We start from the raw sequence: 24,032 nt of genomic DNA on the forward strand, positions 1-24,032 counted from the left end.
TGATTTTTGACTTTTTCATCAAATGTTAGTTGACCAAATTTTTTACCATATATTAAATCATTTAGAGAATGTGATTTAGTTGCTTTTAGTAAAGCCTTTTCATAAAAACCATAATTATCATTATCAGCCCAAATTAAACTATTTGAATTGACCTTTAAACCTCTAGGACCTTCTATATATAAAAATAAATTATTTTTAGCCCTTGTTAAAGCAACATATAGATTATTAATTTCTTCCATAAGGGATTTTTGCTCTTCTTTTTCTGCAAAATCAAAGTTTAGATATTCAAAGTATTTTTTATAATTACTATTTGTTAATAAATAATCTTTAATTTTCTCATATTTATCATCAAAATCAACATAAAGATTTAAGTTACCAGCATTACCTCCTCTGTTACCTCCAGGAGACCAGTAATAAAAAACAGTATCAAATGAAAGCCCTTTCGCTTTGTGAATAGTCATTAGTTTTACTGAATTATTTTCTTTTACTTCAACCTGATTTAAAGTATCACTATCTTTATTCTCCTCAATAAAATCAATAAATTCTTCCAAAGAGCTATATTTATTCATTAAAGAATAGAATTTATATATATTTTTAGAAATATCATTATTATCTTTATAAATTTCCACAAAATCTAAAATTTCAAATATTTTTTTTGATAATAAACTATAACTCATATCTTTTAAATTTATAACTTTTTCAATAATTTTTTCCAGATAAGTAAAATTTAAACTTTTTTTATTTTTTCTATCAACTTTTAAATAATCAGCTAATTCTGGATCAAAATCAAATTCTTTTTCTTTTTTTTCTAAATATTCTTCAATTAAATTTTTATTTTGCAAAATCATCTTCATTTCATGACTATTAATACCAATAATATCACTTCTTAAAAATCTTATTAAATTAAAATAGTCACCATAATTAAGATAAAGAAGAAGATAATAAAGTCCTTTTAAAGCTCTATGTTCTATTATACTATTTTTATTTTCATAAATATATGAGATATTCTTTTTATCAAGTTCATAGGCAATTTCATTTAAATCCTTAGAAGTTCTTGCTAATATTCCTATTTCCTGCCCATCGTTTAATTTTTTGCTTATTTTTTCGGAAATTTTTTCTTTAAGATTTGATTTTATATTTTTATTCATTTCTTTGTACTTCATTTGTTTTTCTTCACTCATTCTTTCAAAAGTTTTAGTATTAGTATTCTTTTTACATTTATCTCCCCCGAGTAAAACTTCAACATAACCTGAATTTTTTTCTTTTAAATAATCAACTCTATTATATTCCCAATCTTTTTCTATATTTAGAAAAAATTCATTAACAAAGTTTAAAACCTCTTTATGGCTTCTGTAACATATATTTAAAGATTCTGTCTTTCCCCCAATAATCTCTTCAAGATTGGCAAAGAGTTCCTTCTCTCCACCCCTCCAGCCATAAATAGACTGTTTTTCATCACCAACTGTAATTAAATTTTTAGTATCTTGAATAAGTGGTAACAAAATTTTCCACTGGAGAACACTGGTATCCTGAAATTCATCGATAAATAAATTTTTCACTTCATTACCTAAGAGTTCATAAAAATAACTACTTACCTTATCTACTGATAAATCACTTTCATCTTTAATTAGAGATAAATCACTATTTTTAAAATATTTATAACTATAATTACTAATATCAGTATGGGTAAATTTCTTTTCTTTAAACTTAATTTCATCATAAATTTCAAAAATCCTTTGATAAAAATCAAATATATCTCTTTCATAAGGTATTATCTCTTTATTAAATATATAAGCTGCTAAATTATTTTTAAATATCTCATAATTTTTATTCATCATAAATCTGCTTTCTTTTACAGCTTTCCCTTTGACTTTATTCCCATGCCAGAAAGATTTGTTTAAAAATAAATCTTTATTTTTTATTATTTTAGTTAATTTATTTTCTTTATCTTTAGTATTTATATAATCCGGTATAAAATCTTTATAGTCTTTAATTAATAATTCATTTAAATCTCTTTCTTTTTCTTCTGCAATTTTTCTTAAATAATGTATTGTTTCATCCAATAGCCTTACTGGACTTTTATATTCCATTTTGTCTCTTTTTTCATTGTCTAATAAAATCAATTTCCATCTTTCATTAATTATATTTTTTATAAGCGAAAGATATTTATCTATTTTTCTATCAACAGTAGCATTTAAAAATCTTTCCATTTGATTATAATCATCTTTATTATCAATTATTCTTTTAAAAACCATTTCAATGATTTCATCATTTTCATTATCTTCAATGATCTCATAATTATAAATTCCTAAATAAGGAGCTACTGCTTTTTTAAAAATTTGGTTTATAAAACTATCTATAGTATATATATTTATTTGGTCTTTATTTATAATCATCCTTTTATATATGTTATTTAATTCTTCTATATTTAATTCGATATCAGGATATATATTTTTTAGATTTTTATAAACTTCACTTTTTCTTTTTTCTTTTATAAGTGATTCTAAATGTTCAAAAATTCTTTCTTTAATTTCTGCTGTAGCTTTTCTGGTAAAAGTCATGACAACAATTTCTTCAAAATTTTCACCTCTTAAAAGAGAATATACATATTCTAATGATAATCTATAAGTTTTTCCAGTTCCTGCACTGGCTTTAAGAGTCTTTATCATTTTAACACCACCCGACAAATATCATAATAAGGACAATTATTACATCTTGATTTATATATTCGACTATAATTTTTCTCTTCCATAAATTTTTCTAACTCTTCTTTAATATCTGCTTTAAATTTATTTTTATTTTTGAAACTATTATTGAATTTTTCTTCCATTACATTATAAATCATCTTTTTTATCTCTTTTGTTATATTTTCAGGAAAAAGCATCAATTCATAAAAATCAAGCTGTTCAGTTTCACTTCCACCTGTTTTGAAATCGATTATTATATTATTAGATTCATTTTTTACTAAAAGATCAACTCTACCATTTAAATAAAATTTACTAAATTCATTCTCATAAATAATATTCAATTCATTTACTAAATCCGATTTTTTTATCCATTCTCTATTCCCCAATTCAACAAAAATATCTTCAATTTTATTATTAGTCATTTTTTTAATTTCTTTTAAGAAAAAATGAGCTGATTCTTTAACTTTTTCAAACAAAACATTATTATAATATTTTTCAAAATAATTATTTATCTTTAAATCATATTTGTCCAAAATTTCTTCTGTAATATTATCTATATTTTTATTATATAATTCAAAATTATTCTTAAAATTTTTATTGATTTTTGCAAAGATTTCATGAACCAGACTACCAAAAATCATAACATTTAGTTGTTTTTCAACAGTAAAATCAGTTTTTTCTAAGCCAATTATATGTTCTAAAAAATACCTGTATTGACAGTCCTTAATTCTTTTTAAACGATAATAACTAAGAGAGGATAACTCTGAAAAATCAGTTTTTTCCATAGGTAAATTTTCATCTTTAAAATCTGCTGGAATATTCCTTTCTGCAAATTGATACAGACTTTCAGAATTATTTTTAAAAATTTGACCAATAATTTTACTAAAATTTTCATTATTAAACTCTGTTTCTTTTATTTCCAAATTATATTTCATAGCCAATTCTTCCATATAGGCACTTTCAGATATATTTTCTTCTAAATTATTTATACTAAAAACATAAGCTCTTTTACTACTAAATATATGTCTCATAAAATAGTATTTTTCTAAGATATTTTTATATTCAAATATATTTAATCCTAAATTTTCTTTTTGTTTTTCTGTAAGTATAAAATCATTTTCTTTTTGGCCTAAATTATCTGATGAAGCATTAAGAATAGATAAGTTTTCTCTACTTAATTCTGGTGCTGTTTCAAAAGAACTTATTTTGAATAATGTTTTATTTTTTTTATCAAATTCCTTCACTTCTTTATATCTAAGATAATTTAAGAAAAATTTAAAAAATCCTTTTCCCAAATTATTAAAATAATTTTTCCAGTTATCAATAATATTCATTCTTGAAAGAGCTTTTATTTCATGAATTGCAGAATAAAATACTTCATAATTGTTTTTAATAAATTCATCATTTAATTTTTTTAAATTTATATTATCCAAAAAACAAATAAACTCATCAAATGAGCTTATATTTTCCATATTTTTAATATCATCAAATATTTTTATACCTGAAACTAAACCTTCTTTTTTAAGCAAATTTTCAGTTAAATACACATAATTATTATTCTTTAAAAAAATTAATTTATCTTTGTCTGATTTAGATATTTCATAATAGTTACTAAAAAATTCACTATTAATAGCTTTTAATACTTCCCCTACTTCCAGATGTAAACTACCTTTATTTCTATCAGCTGTATTTAATAAATTTCTTAAATATTCTAAATATCGATAAATTTTTGTTTCTGTAAAAGATCTATTTTTATCAACTTCAATTAATTTTTTATTTAGATATTTATTATAATTTTTAGAGTCAAAATCACAATCAAAAATATCAATCTTTTCTTTATAATTATCTTTATTAAATTTTAAAATAGTATTTATTAATTGTAATAACTCTTCTTTAACACTAAAAAGTTTAAGATCTGTTTTAATCTTTTCTGGAAGGGTTACATTCTTTAATTGTAATTCTTTTTCAGAAAAATCATCTTTATTTACCTGTAAATTTAATTCCACCGAATATTTCTTATCTTCCAGAAAATTAATTAATTCTTTTTCTTTAGTAGTAAAATTAAACTTATTAATAAAAACAATATTTGAATAATCACTTATAAAAAAATCAGTAAAATTTTCTTTGTTAAATACAGTATTTTGATCAACAAATCCTTTTTCCTCCATATAATTATTATACCTATCTCTTATATCAAAAAAAATATCAATTTTTTCTATTTGCCATTTTTTTAAATCAACATTTTTATTTATAAGTTTTCTTAAATCAGATAAATTTTTATCTGGATGATAGGATTTAATTTCACTAAAAAAATTATAGAATTTACTTGAAATTTCAATTACATCAAAATAATTATTTACCTGTAAAACCTTTTTTTCTCTATCAGTTAATAATTTATAAAAAATTGAAGTTAGTTTTTCTTCACGTATGATTATTTTTTGAGTTGTTGCTACTTTATTTTTAAATTCTTTTATACTAAAAAACATATTGCTTTTTTCCAAAAAATTATTATTTTGTTTTTTTTCACTTTTAAGTTTACTTTCAAAATTTGAAAAAACATAAATACTTGCTTTTTCTTTATCAGTAATTTTTTCTAAAAATGGGCAGCTGTAATCATAATAATTTATTTTCATAAAATCCTCCCAAAAATTTTAAAATTCACTTTCTTCTCGAATTCTATTTATAAAATATTTTACACGATTTATATAACTTAAAATTAATCTTTTTAATAAATCAAAACTAATAATTCTTAAAGCAATTTCTAGTAAAAACAATATTAAAGCAATTATAACTAAATAAGGCCAGATACTCTTTTGACCACTAATAACTAATGGACGATTAGCAAAAATATCTTCAGGACTTTCCAAAAAACTACCTCCAGTTTCTTTTACTAAACTTTCTATAGTCTTTTCTCCACTAACAGGAAGATATTCTGGTGAATAACTTAAAACATATGCTTCAGTTTTTTGTTGTAATTGTCCATTATTATCTTCAAAATAAAAATTAATTAAATAACTTCCTGGTCCAGGTATTGCAATCTCTTTTTCATAAAGTCCAGATCCAGTTTGTTCTAACTTAAAATTATTATTATAATCACCAGGGCCATTTATTATTCCATTCATTTCAAGATAATTAATATATTCTCCTTGATTATTAATAGCATTTACTTGAAATAATAATTTATTTTCTTTTTTTATTATCTGAGGAGAAATAAAATTGCTTTCTGAAGGTCTTTTTATCCATTTTAACATATCAGACCAAAACTTGTCATATTCTGACCAACCCAACCATTTTTCACTAAACTCCTGACCACTATCTCCACTAAAGGCAGCTACTCTCCCCAATCCATATCTCCAGATTGCTAAAAGAGGAAATTCATCTTCACTTACCATTAATACATCCGCTGTTTTTTGTTGAGAAGTAGCATTATATTTATTAATAGATGGAATATTATTTATATTAATTGTAGTTATTTCATTTAAATTAGGGTTTGCTTTAACTTGTGTCTCTTTATTAATGATTGCTGGATTAGTAATTCTTTTAGCTTCAGCAGCAAAAATTCCAGGTAATGAATTTACTGTATCAGCATAATAATATTTACCCTTACCTTTTTCAGCTAGTTCTTTCATCAAAATTTCATCTGCTTCTTTTCCAACTGCAACTGTGGTTAAAGTGATTTTATTTTCGTTTATTTTATTTAACATAATATCAAAATCAGCTGAGGTAGTCTTCCCATCAGAAATTAAAATAATATGTTTAATAGAACTATCATCATTTAAAAGCAAATCATAAGATTCTTGAAGTCCATTGTAAATATTGGTTCCACCATTAGCTTTAATCCTGGAAAATCTTTCAAATAGTAAATATTTATCATTAATTTTTTCTAAAGGTGATAAAACAGTTGCTGAATTATCAAATCCAACAACTCCTAATTTTTCATCTTTAACTAAAAAGTCAATAACTCCAATTGTAGCTTCTTTAGCCAGATCAAGTTTTGTTAAGTTTCCGGCAGGATTTTGAATTTCTTTCATGCTATCTGATTTATCAAGAGCTATTACAATTGAAATACTGGGAAAATAAACTTCACTTTTAACTTCAGAGCTCAAAGGAGAAATTGTCTCTAAAGGACTATTTGCATAATTACCTGCTCCATAACTATTATCTCCTCCAAGAAATAATAATCCTCCTCCACTATCACTAACATAAGAAATTAAATTTTTCATTTGTCTTAAATTAAGATTTTCTGCAGAAACATTTTCCATAATTACTGCATCATATTTTTCCAGTTCATTTAAATTATATGAAAAAAAACGTGATTCGATTTGATCAATATTAAAATCATTTTGATTTAATGAATTAATGAATTTATTATGAGTTTCTCTTTCATTATTTAAAAGTAATATATTACTTTCTCCTCTTACAAAGATAAATTCCTCTAAAATATTATTCATCTTATAAAAGTCTTTATCTGCTTCTAACTCAACCCGTAGATTATGATATCCGCCCTGAGAAAAGTTAAGTGTAAAGCTATATTTATTATTTCCCTTTTTTAATTCTTTGTTTTTTTCATAAATCAAATTGTCATTATGATAAATTCTTAAGATACCAGCTTGGTTTATATTACTATTTATATAAGCTTTCAACTCAAAACTTGTATCAGGATTTATTTTTTTAGGAAGAATTAAATTTTCAACATAAACTTCCGGAGTATCTTTTCTTTCTATATTATAAGTATATATTGAAATATCATTTTGTTGATAGTCATTTATAATTGATTCAGCCTCACCTATATTTTCTTCGCCATCACTTAATAGAATTACTTTTGACTTTTTTTCTGAAGATAATAAACTTAAAGCCTTTTTTAAAACAGATTCAATATTGGTAAAATTACTATTTAGTTGGGTTTGAAAAGAATTAAAATCATCTTCATCAACAAAATTTTTCTCCATTTTTTGTTCTTCTGCAAATGAAATTACTCCATACTTATCTTCTTCCTTTTTTTTCAGTAATGAGTTTTTAATAAATTCTAAATTATCTACATTATATTTTCTCATACTAATTGATCTATCAGCTAAAAAAACAACACTCTGTTTTCTGGTATAAGTATTTATAATAGGCTGGGATAAAGCTAAAATTAAAAATAATACTAAAAAAATACGTAAAATCATTATTGCTATTTTCTTTTTTGATAATATTGACTGACGTTCTTCTCTGAATTTCAAATAAATTAATGGTATTATGGGAAGTAGTATTAGTAAATATAAATAATTTGAGGCATTGAATTCAATCATTTCAATCATTAATTACTCCCCCTTTTAACCCCTATAATCCACTCTATAAAAAGTAAAACTAACGCAATTAATAGAAGATAAGGCCATAAATTAATATAACTTACTATATTATCTCTTTGATTTTCATTATTTTCATTATTATTTGCTTCTTTGCTTAAACTACTATTTAATTTTGATTCTTTATCAGAAAGCAGATTAGCTGAAAAAAAATCTTTTGAACCATTATCTAATTCAATTTCATAAATTCCTTCAGTTTCTGTATTTCTAATATAATAATATTGATTAAATTTCTCATAATCAATATTATTACCATTGGGATCAATGACTTTACTAATTAATTTGTTTTCAAAAGGAATATATTTAAATACTTCCCCAGTTTTAATTTTTGTATAATTAGAATTCATAAAATCAGGTCGTATCCATTTAATTAAATTTGCCATAAAAATTGGAAAAGAACTCTGTAATAATAAGTTAGAATTATTTAAACTAAAAGCTATCTCTAATTTTTTGTAATTTTCTTCATCTACTAAAGACATCAAGGGACCCTTTTCACTTTTTAATACTATTTTACTGCCTGGTGAAATAAAATCATAATTTGGATTTTTAATTTGTAGTTCAGCAAAGTTTACAAATCTAAATATTGGATGATCTTTTTCCCAATTCATTATATCTATAACCTGATTATCATTACTCTCATTATCAGACTTAATAATAATTGAATTTTGTTTGAAATTTTCTGGTGGATTAACTTCATTAAAAATATAAAGATCATAATAATCATCAGATAAATTATTAACTTTAACAAATCTTACCCCAGGAATTACTAAAAACACTCTTTCCAAAAAATAATTTTCTTTACCAATAAATGCAACCAAAAATCTATCATTATCTTCATCTCCAAGATGAAATTTGATTTGATTATCAACCATAAATTGATCTTTATTATTTAAAGTAATCTGAAACAAATTTTTTTCTTCTGATCTTAGTTCATATTCTTTTCTAAATTTATCTCCACTATTTATTATAAAACGATCTTTTAATATAATCATTCTTTCTTTTTTTACTTCTAATTCAACTTCCTTATTTTCGTCACTAAAATTAGAAATCTCTAAAAAAGTGCTATATTGACCAGCTAAACCCCTCTTTTCTTGAATAGAAAAATTAGTAATACCAATATTGTCAACATTATTTCCAAATTTGATAAAATTAAAATTAGCTTGATTAACAATATTTATATATTCTTCTTCCTCTAAATTGAAAGCTCCATCACTATAAAAATAAATTTCTTCATTATTATTATTTAGCATTTTTATTAATTGAAAAGTTCTTTCAACATCTAAAGGTTCTGTACTTGATTCCATATTATTTATATAATTAATTATCTCATTATTATTTTCACTAAAATTATATATTACTTCCGGACTACTATCTGCTTCAATTAAAGAAATTTTAGTATTCGTAGATAAATTATTTATTTGTTTTAAAATATCTTTTTTTAAATTACTGAATCTATCATTTTCAAGATCAGTACTTTGAAGACTGGCTGATCTATCAATAATAAATATTAATCTTTCAACTTCTTTAACATTTTTAGTCAAAACAGGTCTTAATAAAGCAAAAATTAATAGTAAAATAATAAATAATTGTAAATAAAACAAAAGGTCTCTTTCAAATTGAAATTTAATACTAAAAGATCTACTATCAGTTTCTAAACTATTCCAAAAAAGCAGAGAAGAAACTTTTCTTTTTTCCTTCCCTCCCTGTAAAAAATAAAATAATATTAATAAGATAGGAGCAAATATAAAACTAAAGGCAATAGGGTTTAATATTTCCAATTTAATCATCCTTACTTTTTACTGAATTCTATATCTTAAAATCGAAAGTAAAATATCCATTATATTCTCCTCTAAATTTATATTCAAATAATTTATTTGATATCTCTTTGCATAATTTTCAATTTGTTTATAAAAATCATGTTTAATTAAGTTATATTCTTGTATTGTGTCTTCATCTATTATAATATCTCTTGTTTTATTAGTTTCTATATCTTTTAGAACAAATTGTCCCTGCTCTGGTATTACTTCTTTATTATTAATATTTAAAAGAAAGACTTTCCATCCTCTACTTTTTATTATTTTAATTGCTTCCAGAAAATCATCATCTAAAAAATCCGATATTATAAATATTAATCCTGCTCTTTTTTCTTTTTTTATAAATATATTAGCAATTTTCTTTATATCTGTTTTGCCTTCACTTCTTACTTTCTCTAAAAAATTAAATAAATATTTTATTTTTGTTTTTCCCCGCATTTTTCCAGTAGATTCCATTAAATCATCTGCAAAAAATATTGCTTCTACTTCATCAAAATGGCTAAGACTAATATATGAAAGGGCTGCTGTAATTTTTTTAGCTAAATTAAACTTTTTAGAATCTGAATGAATCATTGATTTGCTTTTATCAATAAGAAAATGAACATTTATCCCTCTTTCAGCTACAAATTCTTTTAAAAATAACTGTTCTAAGCGGGAATAAAGATTCCAATCTATATATCTATAATCATCTCCACTTTGATATTGACGATAATCTTTAAAATCAAGACCTACACCCTTTTTTTGACTTAATTTTTCTCCACTTAAATTACTATTACTTGAAGTTTTAAGTAAAATTTCTAATTTATCTAATATAGACAAAAATTGATCATCAAAAAGCATATTTATCACCTCTACTCATTGAGAAAATTTATTACATTATCTATTATATCATCTGTTTTTATTTCAGCTGCTTCTCCTTCAAAATTTAATAATAAGCGATGACGCAAAGCAGCTTTACTAACATTATTTATATCTTTAATACTTACATTATACCTTCCATAAAGAAATGCTCTGGCCTTTGCAGCAAGTATAAGAGTTTGAGCTCCTCTTGGACTTGACCCATATCTAAGGTATTTCTTCACACTATCAGGAAGTCTATTATTTTTTCTTCCTGGTTGAGTAGAAAGAACAAAATTCACTGCATATTTTATTACTTCTTTGGAACAGGGCATTTTTTTGATCAATTTTTGTAATTCCAATAAATTTTTACTATCTATAATTTTATTTAATTCATTTTCTTCACCCAACGTTGTCATTTCTACAATTTCTATTAACTCTTCTTCACTTGGATAATCAACCTTTATTTTAAAGAAAAATCTGTCAACCTGAGCTTCAGGAAGAGGATAGGTTCCTTCCATTTCAAGTGGATTCTGAGTAGCAAGAACAAAAAATGGTCTCTTTAAATTTCTAGTTTTACCTCCAGCTGTTATGCGTTTTTCCTGCATAGCTTCAAGTAAAGCAGATTGTGTCTTTGGAGTAGCTCTATTTATTTCGTCTGCCAAAATCAATTGAGCAAATAAAGGCCCTTCTCTAAACTCAAAAAATCTATTGTTTTTTTCACCTTCAATTAATATATTAGTTCCAATAATATCAGCAGGCATTAAGTCAGGAGTAAATTGAATTCTAGAATAATCTAAATCAAATATTTTTCCCAGGGATTGTACCAATTTTGTTTTGCCCAACCCTGGTACACCTTCTAATAGTACATTCCCATCACTAAAAATTGCAATAAGAATATTTTCAATTACTTTATCCTGACCAACAATTACTTTTTTTATTTCTTTTTTCAATTCATTTATCATTTGTTGTTTATCATCAATCATTTCTTTTTCTAAGTCTATCAACTCTATCACCCTCCAAATTTAATCTTTTATTATAATAAAATAATCTTTAATCATTTCTTTATAAGCAAATGGAATATTTTCATCTCTGATAGAATCCAATAAAAAATTTCTATGATTAATATAACTATCCAGGATGTTATCTCCTTCATTTTTGTTTTGACTTCTATATTTTTCTTGCAAATATGTGTTTAAATAATTATTACTGGAAATTTGTGATTTCAGTCTTTCACTTTCTTCTAAATTTAATTTTTTTGAAAAATCATCTTTATTACTTATAAGACCTTCATTTTCTCCAGCACCTACCCCTTTTTTGTCACCATCTCCCTGACCAGAGTTTCCTGAACCATCCCCTTTTAAATTTTTTGTATCTGAAAGAGAATCTTCATTTTCACCAATGGCCTGGTATTCTTTACCTTCTTCTTTAGCTTTTTCAGAACCTTCTGCTCCTGGTCCTTCATTTCCTTTATCACCATTTTCACTTTCTTTATCTCCAGGTTTATAAATATTTTTCTCATTTTCCACTAATCCATCTTTATTCTGATTTTTCCATAGATAAGAGCTATCCTGTTCCTGATCTTCTCCATCTTTTTTTCCATCTATGTTTATTTCACTATCTTTTTTTTGTTTTTCTTCTTCAATCTTTTCCAATCTTTTTTCTAATTCTGCTAATTCCCCTTCTTGATTTTTATCAATATCAGGTTTTTCAAAGTTTTCTTCCAGGTCATTGTTCAATTTTTTTTCATCAATTTTATTTATTTCATCATTTTCGATTGTAGATATTTCCTCTCCAATTTCATTATTTATATTTGATTCTAATGGATTTATAAATTCAATTTTTTCTATATCCTGATAATTTTCTGTATTTTCTTCTTGCTGGAAAATATCATCAGTTGAATTGTAATTCAAATCTGAATCAGAATTAATTGTAAAATACGAATTTAAAAAAATAATTATACCCAATAATATTGCTGTAAGCTGTATATACTTCTGCCATTTTAATTTAAAAATAGCCTGGCCAGGTATTTTTTTTAACAATGTAGCTAATTCATTTTCCAGTGAAGAATAAAATGGGTTTTTATTCTCTTCGTTTTGATAATCATAATAAGTTATAAGTCGTTGCTCAAGTTCAAGTCTTTCATCTGCTTTTTTAATAATTTCTCTTTCTGTTTTCTTTTTAAAAAAAGAAATTACAAAAAATAATATAACTGGAGCGATAAATATAGACATTAAAATTCCTTCTTTATAGATTAATACCCCTGTTATAATTAATAGAAAATATATTGTTATTAAAAACAAAGAAAAAATAACTCCTTTTAAGATTCCTTTTATATATTTATATTTTTGATAATCTCTTTTGAATTTTTTTATTTTTCTCAATATATAATTTTTATCTTTCATAATTTATCTCTCCTAAATCTAAAATCAATAAAATTTTTCAAAAAAAGTGGTAAATACAAACAAAAGTAAAAATAATAGATAAATATATGTTGTAATAATTCCTCTCATTTTTGGGAAAAGGTCTCTTATTAATATTCCAATTGCTGAAAATATAATGGCAATTAAAAATAAAAAAATATAAAATTTAAAAAATACATTGAAAGTTATACCTCCAAGAGATATAACTAAAATTGCTATAGGAAAAGTGGAGATTAAAAAAATCAGATTAAATAATAATCTACTTAAAAAAATCCCAGAATAAATTGTCCAAAAACTATAACCTTTATTTTTTTTCCATTCAAAACCTGTCATAGAATTTTGAATTTTTATACCTCCATTAATTGACTTCAAATTATAATAGGAAAAAATAACAATAAGAAAATTTGTAAATATAATTCCATTTAGTGGATTTTTAGTTTTTATTATTTCACTATAAGGTAACGAAAAAATAACTAAAAAAGAAGCTAAAATAATCAAAATTAGATTTAACCATTTAAATTTTTTATTATTTATATAAATTTTTATTTCAGAAGTGAATACTACTAAAGTATTAAGAATCATTTATAACACCTCTTCTTATATATTATCTAATATTTTTGAGGTCTAAAGGTAAATAAAATATACCACTAAATAATTTTTTACCATTTTCTATAAAATTAACACTTCCTTTTAATTCATTACCTTCTAATAAACCAAAAATAAAAACTTTATCCTGAATATCTATTCTATAACTAATAACTTCATCTACTACTTTATTTATTATATCTTCTGTAAGATAGCCATTCATATTAATTACATCATTATAGACTCTATATCGATTTCCACGAAAAATATTATCTTTATAATATAATTCAATTTCAGCCTTTTCACCTGTATTTAAACCATCAATATCATACCATTGTTTATCATAATATATATATATATGTTTTATATTTATATTAGATTCATTTTCTAACTTTAAATTCAATCTGGAATTTTTCTTAAATAGTTCATGACTCAAAGCAAATTCACTAAAATAATATGATCTTAAATTTCCAGATTGCCAGGTATTATTTTCTGATTTTTTAAATATAATATTTTCTTCATTTAATTTAAGAGAAGTTTTGTCTTCATCACTATCTAAATTTTTATTTTGAATTAAAAAAGCATTATCATTTTTTACAAAAAATCCAATTTCCATTAAAGGATGTGATTTATATCCTAAATAACTTTCAACAAAAACTCTATTATTGTTTTTATTCATTTCTATAATAGCAATTTCAGATAGAATATTATTTTCTTTTATTATATTTTTTCCTAATGAAAAGTAAAAAATAGTACTAAAAATAGATATAAAAATAATAAAAAATAATAAAAACTTTTTCACTCCAAAACTTTCTTCATTTAATTTTTGATAAATAAAAAATATAAATATAAAGTATAAAATAAATATAGGAATTAAATAAATAAGATATGAATATTGGTAATTAATTTCATTTAAAAAATTTTCTTCATAATCTTTTAAAAAACCATAATCAACTTGCCCTTTTTCTATTTTTTCAGGAATTATTTGCAAATAAAATTTTTCCTTTTTATTAATTGAAAGAGGTTCAAGAGAAGCAAAAATTATATTTCCCTTATATCTCTTATATTTTAGAATTTGTGGAATTTCTCCATTATTTATTATTTCTTCACCATTTTCATTTTTTAATAACCAAATATTTGCTAAAGAATTATCTATTTCTATCAATTCTTTTTTTACAAAAGTAAAAGGAAATAATTCTTCCATGAGTAATGAATGATAACTAAAAAAATCCCCTTCTCCACTAATTAATATTGTATTATCCATACTTAACCAATTTTTCAAAGCTTTAATTTGTTTTGATTTAAGTTGGTTGTAATTATCTTCTCCTAAAATTATTAAATCCATTTCTCTATATGCCAACCAATGTTCTGGCATATTATTAGCAGAAGAATAATATATATTATTAGAATTTGCATTTACTAAATTGTGATTCTCTAAAAAATCATATCCTGATCCAGCTTGATTAATAACTAAAATATTATATCCATAATTTACATCTACTTTTATATCAATTGCTTTTTCAATAATGATTTCATCATTAATCTTATTTTTTAAAATAACTATAGGTTTAGCAAAATAATTTCTTTTATATAATAAAGGTAAACTAATATCTTTCTGAGAATTACCTTCTAATTTAATATCTTTTTCAAAAATTCTTATTTCTTCATTTTGATCATCTGAAAATATATCTCTTTTTTTAACTATTAATTCCAGAGAACCATGAAAATAATTTGTATTGTTATTTCTAACTATTAAATTAAGAGGCATCCATCCTTCAGCAGCTTTCTCATCTTGAAAAGCAGCTTTTATTTCAACTTTTAAATCATTATTTTGAGCGATTACATAATTAGTTCCCAAAATAATAAGTAAAAAAACTATTAAAATTATATTTATATATTTTTTTAACATTTTTATCACCTTTTTACTGGTAAGTTAATTTCTATAATGTTAAAATAAAATAAAGGAGTGAAAATTATGAATTTCAAAATTATGCTAAATTTCAAAAAATTTAAAGTTTATTCTACTTTAGCTATTATTTTTTTATCTCTAATAATAATATTCATTAATACAATTATATTTTCGATTAGTATTAAAGCACAAAATCAAAAAAATACTAACTACCGTTATCTTATTTCCGATGTGGTAGATAAATTGACTCCTTCTGTTGTTAGTATTCAAGTTTTAAAAGAGGAAAACAATTTTAAAAACACCTTCTGGGGTTCAGGTTTTATTATAGACGAAAAGGGTATTGTTCTTACTAATCATCATGTAATAGAAGATGGAGAAGAAATTTATATTCAATTATTTGATAAAACTCTATTAAAAAATATACAGGTTTTAGGTTCTGATAAAAATAGTGATATAGCTGTATTAAAAATTCCAGAAAAAGAACTAAATTATTTATTACCCTCCGTTGATATTGGAAATCCATCTGAAATTAGAGTAGGAGAATTTGTTATAGCTTTTGGTAGTCCTTTTGCATATCATATTGGTAGTGAATTAACCGTTACTTCTGGAATAATTAGTACCAAAAACAGAATGATAGAAACAAATGATACAGTTTATCAAGAATTTATACAAACTGATGCAGCTATAAATCCAGGAAATAGTGGTGGTCCTTTAGTAAATCTGGCTGGAGAAGTAATAGCTATTAATTCAGCAATACTTAGTTCAGCTCAAGGAATAAGTTTTGCAATTCCTATTGATTATGCTCTGAAAATAAAAAATGAATTAATAGAAAAAGGCAGAATAACTCGTCCCTGGACTGGATTAAGCATTTCAAAAGTTCCTATTAAATATTTTGATTCTTATGGTTTAACTAATAGTCAAGGAGTATATGTTGAATATGTTCATCCTGACAGTCCGGCCAAAAAAGCAAATGTAAAAAAAGGTGACATAATTTTAGAAATTAATAATCAAAAAATAAACAGTCCTGAAGATTTTATTAAATATATTGAAACTATTAAAATCGGTGAAAGTATATCTCTTCTTATTAATTATCAGGGAAAAGAAAGACAAACTGTTTTAAAAATATCTGAAAAATAAATAAAATCATATCTTACAAAAAGTTTATGGTTTATTTATATTTCTATATAAAAGCAAATATTCCTGCAAAATTTATAATCTAATTATGAATAAAACATATATTTCAAGGACTGCTTTATAAAACAATCCTTGAAATTTTATTTATTTTGCTTTAAATATTTTACAAGTTTTCCCTGTGATGTTTTATCAAATTTACCTTTTTCTAGTTTCCAATAACTAATATTTTCATTATTTGATTTCAATTTTTCAATAATATCAGTATGACAGGTGAGTATAAATATCTGATTGTTTTTAGAAATTTTAGTTATTAGCTCTAAAGAATTTTCTAAATGAAAAGAATCAAAATTAACTAAACTATCATCAAAAATAACTGGCAATTTATTTTCCATAGCTTTTATTCTGCTTAATCTGACCGCTAAAAATAATTGTTCTTTGGTTCCCCTACTTAAAACTTTAGTAGATTCATTTCTAGTGCCATCATCCAAAATAGTTCTAAAATCAACTTTTTTCAAATCATAAGCTGGCATAACTTTTACATATTCATTGCCTGTTATTTTTTCTAAATAGTCACTTGTTAAATTAAACATATCTTCTTTCATTTCATTTAAAATCTTGTTATAAACTTTATCTACAATAAAACCTGCAGTTAAATTTTTAGCATATTCTTTTGCTTTATTTTTTAATTTTTTTCTGTTCTTAAAAATTATTTTTCTTGCTCTCTTTAATTTATCACTACTTTCCAGTCTATCAATTTTATTTTTTATATTTTGCTTTGTGTTTTTTTCTTCATCTAATTTTTCTTTAGTTTTTTTCAATTTTTGTTTATTTTCATTATAGCTTTCCTCTACATCATTTTTGGATAAATAATTATTATAAAAATCAAAAAACAAATTCCATAACTTATTTTCATTTTCTTTTATAGAAGTATTATAATTTAAAAAAGAATTTTTAGCTCTATCTGTTTTTAAAGTACTTAATACATTCGATTTTATTTTTTTCCACTCCATTAATTTTTCAACTTCTCCAATTAAATAGCTTATATCTTCATTTATTTCAAAATCATCTTTTTTCGCACTATTTACTCCACCTAACTTACTATTAATTTTTTTAAATTCTTTTTGTAAATTAAATTTATTTTTTTCATTTTCATTTTTCCTTATTTCCCATTCATTAATTTTATCTTTAAAAATATTTATTTCTTTGAAATAATCTCGTAATACTTCTATACTAATATCTTTTTTTAAGTCTAACTTATCTTTTATTTTATTTAAGATATTAGTAATCTCTTCTTCTTTATTTCTTTCTTTATTTATTTTATTATGTAATTTATCTAATTTTAATTTAACCTCATTTAACTCTTTTTCTAGTTTTAATTTCTCTCTTTTGTAAAAGTTAACTTTATTTCTTTTTTCTTTATTATAAAAATAACTACTTGAAATACCAAAAAAAGAAATTATAAGAGCTATTGTTAAACTAAATATAATCATTATAATACCTAATATTGTTGCTGTAATAGAAATAATAAAATATTTTTTATTATAATTATTATTTATATTTTCACTGATAACATTAATTTTTTCTTTTAAGTTGGATATTCTAATTTCAGTATTTTCTTTTTCCTCTTCTAATTTTTCAATATTATTTCTAATATTTTTTAATTTATATATATAATTATCTATTTCTTTATTTTCAATAAAATCAAAATCTAAATTTAATACATAATACAGATAACTTTCATCATCCCAATTTCTATTTAAATTTTTTAATTCATTTAATATCTTCTGTTTTTTTAATGAAATATTTTTCTTATTTTCTTTATAGTTTTTATATTTTTCACTTAATGAAGTCAATTTTTTATAAATAGAATCTATATTAATCTTATTAAAATTACTAAACTCTATATAATTATTATTTTGTGTGAGTTGATCAATTCTTTTCATCCTGGAGAAATTGTTTTTTAACAAATCAAGTCTATCCTGTTTTAAACTTAGTTCTTTAATAGTTTTTTTAAATTTGTTGATTTTAGTTCTTTTTTTATTTAATTTTTCTTTTAAATTTTTAAATTCAGCCAGTTCATTATTTGCTTCATCTCTAAGTTTTATACCTCTTTTTATTTCTTTGTAATATTCTTTAAATTCTTTAACATTTATTGTACCATTTTTACCTCCAATTTTTTCTGCTTTATTTATAAAATCTTCTTTTAAATCTTGTAATTCTAAAAGTTCACCAAAACCTGCTCCTAAAAGTATAGATTGTAATTTTTCTTTATTTTTTGAGGTATTTGGAGGAATTCTTTTTAATTGATCAAGACTTATAGTATAAAGTTGTTTATAACTAAAATTATCAATTCCAAAAATATCTGTAATATCTATATTATTCTCTTTTTTATTTTTAGCTTTCAAAAGAGGAGAACTATAGCCCTTTGTTATTAAATTGTAATTTTGGTTTTCATATTCTAATACTGCTTCTACATCATATTTTGTATTAGCCGGTATAAAATTATTTTTCTTTGGAAAACCATAAGGTAAATAACGTATCATTTCAAGAAAAGTAGTTTTACCTGCTCTATTTAGACCACCTATTATATTTATATTATTATTTAAATTTTCCAGTTTTTGATGACGAAAAATACCAAAATCTCTTATAAAAAATTCCTTAAAATACATCTATTCACCCCTTTCTTCCCATAATTTTTTTAAAATTTCATTTTCTGCATTTTCAAGTATTTCTTCAATTTCTTTGTTATAATCAAATCTATATTCATCAATATTTTCTAAATCACTTTGGCCCTGCCAGATATCACCTAATTTTTCTTTTAATTCCAGGAGTAAATCCTCATCATTAGTTATTTTTTCCTTGAAATCTATAATATCAAAAAATAATTTATCTTTTTTTGCTAATTCACTTTTATCCGGAATCCTTCTATAAAAATTAAGATTACAATCTTCACTCCAGACAAAATTTTGCTTATTGTTTTTTCTATTTAATTCATTAACTATATAATCTTCAATTTCTTCATTTTTTTGTTTAATCTTTGAGATGTGTCTGCTATAAATATCTAAATTCCAACGAACAATATAATTAAAATCATCCTGATTAAATAATTCTTTTATTTTTAATAATATATGGTCTAATATTTCATCAATTGTTTTTATTTGGTTTTTTTCATCTATCGTAATATCTACTTCTTTCCATATGTATTTAGAACTATAAATAAAATCCAGTTTGGGATCATTATTTTGAGTTAATTCTACCAGATAAAAACCTTTTTTATCTTTTTCTCCAAAATCTCGCCCCTGGGGAATACCAGGATAGGTAATAACGGGATTTTTATCATTAATTATTTCATTTTGATGTATATGGCCTAATGCCCAATAATCAATTTTTTTATTTTCTTTTAACTCGTCTATTGAACAGGGAACATAATTATAATTATTAGGGTCTAACTGGGTGTGTAATAGAGCAATATTAAAAACACCTTTATCTGGAGGATTATAAGAACTATACATTTTTCTGGAATCAGAATTCCCACGATATGATTGGCCAATCAATCTTGCCTTAAGCTTATTATTTTTTTTATATTCTTTAATTTCATCATTTTCACTGGTAAATATTTTTACATTTGAATTCAATTCAAATATTTGATTAAAATTATTTAATGGATCATGATTTCCAGCTATTAAATATATTGGTATATCTTCATTTTTTAATTTTTCAGCTTCAGAATTAAAAACTTTTAAAGCATTTACACTACGTTCATCAGAATCAAATAAATCACCAGAAATAATTATAAAATCAACATTTTCTTCAATAGCAGTTCTGGTAATTTTTTTAAATGAATCTAATACTGGATTTCCAAATTTATTTTTATAACTAATATCCTGATCAAATTTTAAGTGTAAATTACTACCCAGGTGCAAATCAGCTGTATGAATAAATTTTATTCCCATAAAATCACCTCTTATTCTAATTTAAATTTCAAGATTAAAAATGAAAATCCTTTATAAATTTTAATTAAATAAACAAAGAACACTATCCAGCATACTTTAGCTGAACAGTGTTCTCACAATACTATCAAAATATGTCAAGATTATTTTACAAATCCTTTTAACTTCTTACTTCTAGTAGGATGTCTTAACTTACGTAAAGCTTTAGCTTCAATCTGTCTAATTCTTTCTCTGGTAACTCCAAATTCTTTCCCGACTTCTTCAAGAGTTCTTGGTCTTCCATCTTCAATACCAAATCTAAGTTCAAGTATTCTTTTTTCACGATCTGTAAGAGTATCAAGTACACTATCAAGTTGCTCTTTTAACAGATTTTTGGAAACTGTAGAAGAAGGTTCTGGAGTCTTTGTATCTTCAATAAAGTCACCCAGACTACTATCTTCTTCCTCACCAATTGGAGTATCAAGTGAGACTGACTCCTGAGCAATTTTCTTAATTTCACTAACTTTATCAGCTGAAATATCCATTTCTTCCGCAATTTCTTCAGGAGTAGGTTCTCTACCTTTTTCCTGTAAAAGCTGTCTTTGAATTTTTATTAACTTATTAATTTTTTCTACCATATGAACTGGTACCCTAATAGTTCTACCTTGATCAGCAATAGCTCTAGTTATTGCCTGTCTAATCCACCAGGTTGCATAGGTACTAAACTTATAACCTTTAGTATAATCAAATTTTTCTACAGCTTTCATAAGGCCCATATTGCCTTCCTGAATTAAATCTAAAAATGACATACCTTTACCAACATATTTTTTGGCAATACTTACAACCAGTCTTAAATTTGCTTCAACTAATTGACTTTTAGCTTCTTCATCGCCTTTTTCAATTCTTTTAGCTAATTCTACTTCTTCCTGTTTGTCAAGTAAATCGACCTGGCCGATTCCTTTTAAATACATTCGGACTGGGTCATCTGTCGCCCCTTCTGCTGAGATACTAATGTTTTTTAATTTTCCATCATCATCATCTGAATCCTCATCATCATCTTCAGAATCTTTTTTATTACTGGAAGTTGATTTTTTGCTTTTCTTTTTATCAGATTTACTAGTTGATTTATTTGAATTTGAATCATTTTTTTCATCTTCATCAATTATATCTATATCCTCATCATCAAGTATTTTATATACATCAACTAAATTATCATCATCTAAATCAAAATCACTTAAAACTTCATCAATTTCAGCAGAAGTTAATTCACCGTTTTCTTTCCCTTTCTGAACAAGTTCACTTACTTTTTTCATAGCTTTATCTTTGTTTTGAGACAAGCAAATACGCCCCCTCTTTATTTTATTTCCATGTTATTATTATTATAGATATATCGGCAAAACCCTGCAAAAAAATTATATTTTTAATTGTTGAAATATTAAAATAAACTATAAGCTTTGATTTAACGCAGATTTTGTCAAAATTTTTTATTGAGATTTATTATTAATATTATAATTTTCCATAAAAAAAGAGTAGGCTTTTACACCTACTCTAAAAATATTCTAACTTAATCGTTTTATTATATTTTAAACTTATCTTTACTGAACTACTTCATAACCCTTATTTCTCCATCCATAAGGTTTATTAGAAGACATTCCAATACCACCATTAAGTGATACAGCATCATAACCTAACATTCTTAGTCCAGCAACAGTTTGTCCTGCTGTTTGACCAGTATAACAGTAAACAACAATCTTTTTGTCTTTTGGAAGCTGACCAAAGTTTTCCTGCATTCCTGAACCCCAGGCAATATTCATTGCATTTGGAATATGACCTTCTGCATAAGCATCAGGTTGTCTGATGGAAAGAATAACAATATCTTCAGAATCTAAAATCATATTAAGCATATCTTCACTAATTTTATAGTTTTTATACATTGTTCCATTTACATCTTCTAAACCTTCTAGGTAATCTACAGTAGCAGTTTTGATTTCAGAATTAATTTCATAAGAGGTTTCCCCACCAAGCTCATTTGCTTTAGTTTCTACAGCTGCTTTATAACCATCAACTTCTGAAATACCTAGATTCCAACCAAATTTGACTGATTCAGCTTCAAAACCTGCAAAATTAAGAAGTCCTACTATTTGATTTGCAGTTTGACCAGTATAACAATAAACATAAATAGTTTTGTCTCCAGGAAGTTTATCTAAATTATTTGCTATTTGACCTGAACCCCAGGGAAGATTAATAGCTCCTTTAACATGACCTTCCTTATATACATCAGGCTGTCTAATATCAAGAATAAATAGATCTTCACCAGCTTTCACCTTTTCAACAAAAGTTTCCTGACCTATCATCGCATTATTAGAAGGGAGATTAGCAAAATAACCATTAACTGCTTCTTCTACCTCATCTGAAACTGCCATTGCTGGACTCGATACCAATAAACCTACCATTAGAACTAATGAAAGTGCAAATAAAATTAATTTGTTTCTTCTCATTTAAAATTCCTCCTTGTTTTTTTGTGTAATTTATATTAAATTAAAATTTTAATTAAATTATGAACCATCCTGAAAGTTAGTTTCAGTTGATGATCCTTCAGGAACTTCTACAGGTAATGAAGTATCAGAACCCCATTGCATCCAGGCGGCATCATAAATTTTTAAGTCTCTATAACCTGCATTATGCAAAGCTAAATAAGTCTGAGCAGCTCTTATAGAGGTTTTACAATACATGATTACAGTTTGATCTGGATTTACATCATTGTCTGGATAAGTTTCCAAAATTTCATCTATAGATTTATAAGTTCCATCTGGATTATTATTTTTTACATAGTTAATATGAACAGAATCAGGTATAGTTCCTCTAGTGAATTCCTCCTGTGTTCTAACATCTAAGAGAACAACATCATCACTTGGATTATTAACCTGTTCTAATACTTCTTCTTTAGTAGCTATCATATCAGTATTCTTTTCATCTGCTTCAAACTGAGTAGTTTCTACCTCAGGTTCTTCATCAGTGGTAGTCACAGCCCCTGCTTTTTGTAGTGCTTTTAGTCCACCACTAACTACCTGAACATTTTCATGCCCATAAACTTTCATTGTCCACCACAAACGTGCAGCGTCCATATTATTGTTACTGTCATAAGCAATTACTCGCATATTATTTGAAATACCATTTTCACTTAAAGTATCTTCAATTTTGCCTGCTGGGGCAAGCATATTTGGGAATGGCCCTAATACAGTTATATCACTTCTAGAAATATTTACTGTATCTTTTATGTGACCATTACTATAATCACCTGAACTTTGAGCATCAACAAGTATAGTATTTTCTTCTTTTACTACCTCTAATGCTTTTTCAGCTGTA

The 24,032-nt window shown here is 24.2% G+C and carries 15 protein-coding genes; 1 reads left to right on the plus strand and 14 read right to left on the minus strand.

Annotated features, from left to right (window positions below; all coding sequences use genetic code 11):
* The 9 genes from VJ881_03615 to VJ881_03655 all read right to left on the minus strand — a co-directional run.
* Positions 1-2,669: UvrD-helicase domain-containing protein (locus VJ881_03615; protein ID HKL75134.1), on the minus strand; the 2,669-nt coding region annotated here is incomplete at its 3' end.
* Positions 2,666-5,320 (minus strand): PD-(D/E)XK nuclease family protein, encoded by a 2,655-nt coding sequence (locus tag VJ881_03620; protein HKL75135.1) that lies wholly within the window; start codon positions 5,318-5,320, stop codon positions 2,666-2,668. The genes VJ881_03620 and VJ881_03615, both read right to left, overlap by 4 nt.
* 18 nt (positions 5,321-5,338) lie before the next feature.
* Positions 5,339-7,987 carry a VWA domain-containing protein gene (locus tag VJ881_03625; GenBank protein ID HKL75136.1) on the minus strand — a complete coding sequence of 883 codons (2,649 nt, stop codon included), beginning with the start codon at positions 7,985-7,987 and terminating at the stop codon, positions 5,339-5,341.
* Positions 7,987-9,813, minus strand: coding sequence for a VWA domain-containing protein (locus VJ881_03630; protein ID HKL75137.1), 1,827 nt, complete (start codon positions 9,811-9,813; stop codon positions 7,987-7,989). The genes VJ881_03625 and VJ881_03630 overlap by 1 nt, the downstream gene beginning before the upstream one ends.
* Positions 9,814-9,831: 18 nt before the next feature.
* On the minus strand, positions 9,832-10,689 hold the full coding sequence (locus tag VJ881_03635; GenBank protein ID HKL75138.1) for a DUF58 domain-containing protein: 858 nt from the start codon (positions 10,687-10,689) through the stop codon (positions 9,832-9,834).
* A gap of 11 nt (positions 10,690-10,700) precedes the next feature.
* Complete coding sequence (locus VJ881_03640; protein HKL75139.1) at positions 10,701-11,693, minus strand: MoxR family ATPase; 993 nt, start codon at positions 11,691-11,693, stop codon at positions 10,701-10,703.
* Positions 11,694-11,711: 18 nt separating this feature from the next.
* Positions 11,712-13,091 (minus strand): hypothetical protein, encoded by a 1,380-nt coding sequence (locus VJ881_03645; GenBank protein ID HKL75140.1) that lies wholly within the window; start codon positions 13,089-13,091, stop codon positions 11,712-11,714.
* A 24-nt stretch (positions 13,092-13,115) separates the two neighbouring features.
* Positions 13,116-13,691 (minus strand): hypothetical protein, encoded by a 576-nt coding sequence (locus tag VJ881_03650; GenBank protein ID HKL75141.1) that lies wholly within the window; start codon positions 13,689-13,691, stop codon positions 13,116-13,118.
* A gap of 22 nt (positions 13,692-13,713) precedes the next feature.
* Complete coding sequence (locus tag VJ881_03655; GenBank protein HKL75142.1) at positions 13,714-15,603, minus strand: hypothetical protein; 1,890 nt, start codon at positions 15,601-15,603, stop codon at positions 13,714-13,716.
* 66 nt (positions 15,604-15,669) lie between these two features.
* Between VJ881_03655 and VJ881_03660 the strand changes: the two genes are divergently transcribed.
* Positions 15,670-16,740 carry a trypsin-like peptidase domain-containing protein gene (locus VJ881_03660; GenBank protein HKL75143.1) on the plus strand — a complete coding sequence of 357 codons (1,071 nt, stop codon included), beginning with the start codon at positions 15,670-15,672 and terminating at the stop codon, positions 16,738-16,740.
* A gap of 137 nt (positions 16,741-16,877) precedes the next feature.
* Here VJ881_03660 and VJ881_03665 read toward each other — a convergent pair whose 3' ends face one another.
* From VJ881_03665 to VJ881_03685, 5 genes are all read right to left on the minus strand, one after another.
* Positions 16,878-19,406, minus strand: a complete 2,529-nt coding sequence (locus VJ881_03665; protein ID HKL75144.1) for an AAA family ATPase — start codon at positions 19,404-19,406, stop codon at positions 16,878-16,880.
* Positions 19,407-20,690 (minus strand): DNA repair exonuclease, encoded by a 1,284-nt coding sequence (locus VJ881_03670; GenBank protein HKL75145.1) that lies wholly within the window; start codon positions 20,688-20,690, stop codon positions 19,407-19,409.
* 140 nt (positions 20,691-20,830) lie between these two features.
* Complete coding sequence (gene rpoD / locus VJ881_03675) at positions 20,831-21,979, minus strand: RNA polymerase sigma factor RpoD (protein ID HKL75146.1); 1,149 nt, start codon at positions 21,977-21,979, stop codon at positions 20,831-20,833.
* Positions 21,980-22,261: 282 nt separating this feature from the next.
* Positions 22,262-23,164, minus strand: coding sequence for a rhodanese-like domain-containing protein (locus tag VJ881_03680; GenBank protein HKL75147.1), 903 nt, complete (start codon positions 23,162-23,164; stop codon positions 22,262-22,264).
* 57 nt (positions 23,165-23,221) lie between these two features.
* A partial coding sequence (locus VJ881_03685; GenBank protein ID HKL75148.1) for a rhodanese-like domain-containing protein occupies positions 23,222-24,032 on the minus strand: 811 nt, incomplete at its 5' end.

The organism is Halanaerobiales bacterium (assembly GCA_035270125.1).
GTDB lineage: Bacteria > Bacillota > Halanaerobiia > Halanaerobiales > DATFIM01 > DATFIM01.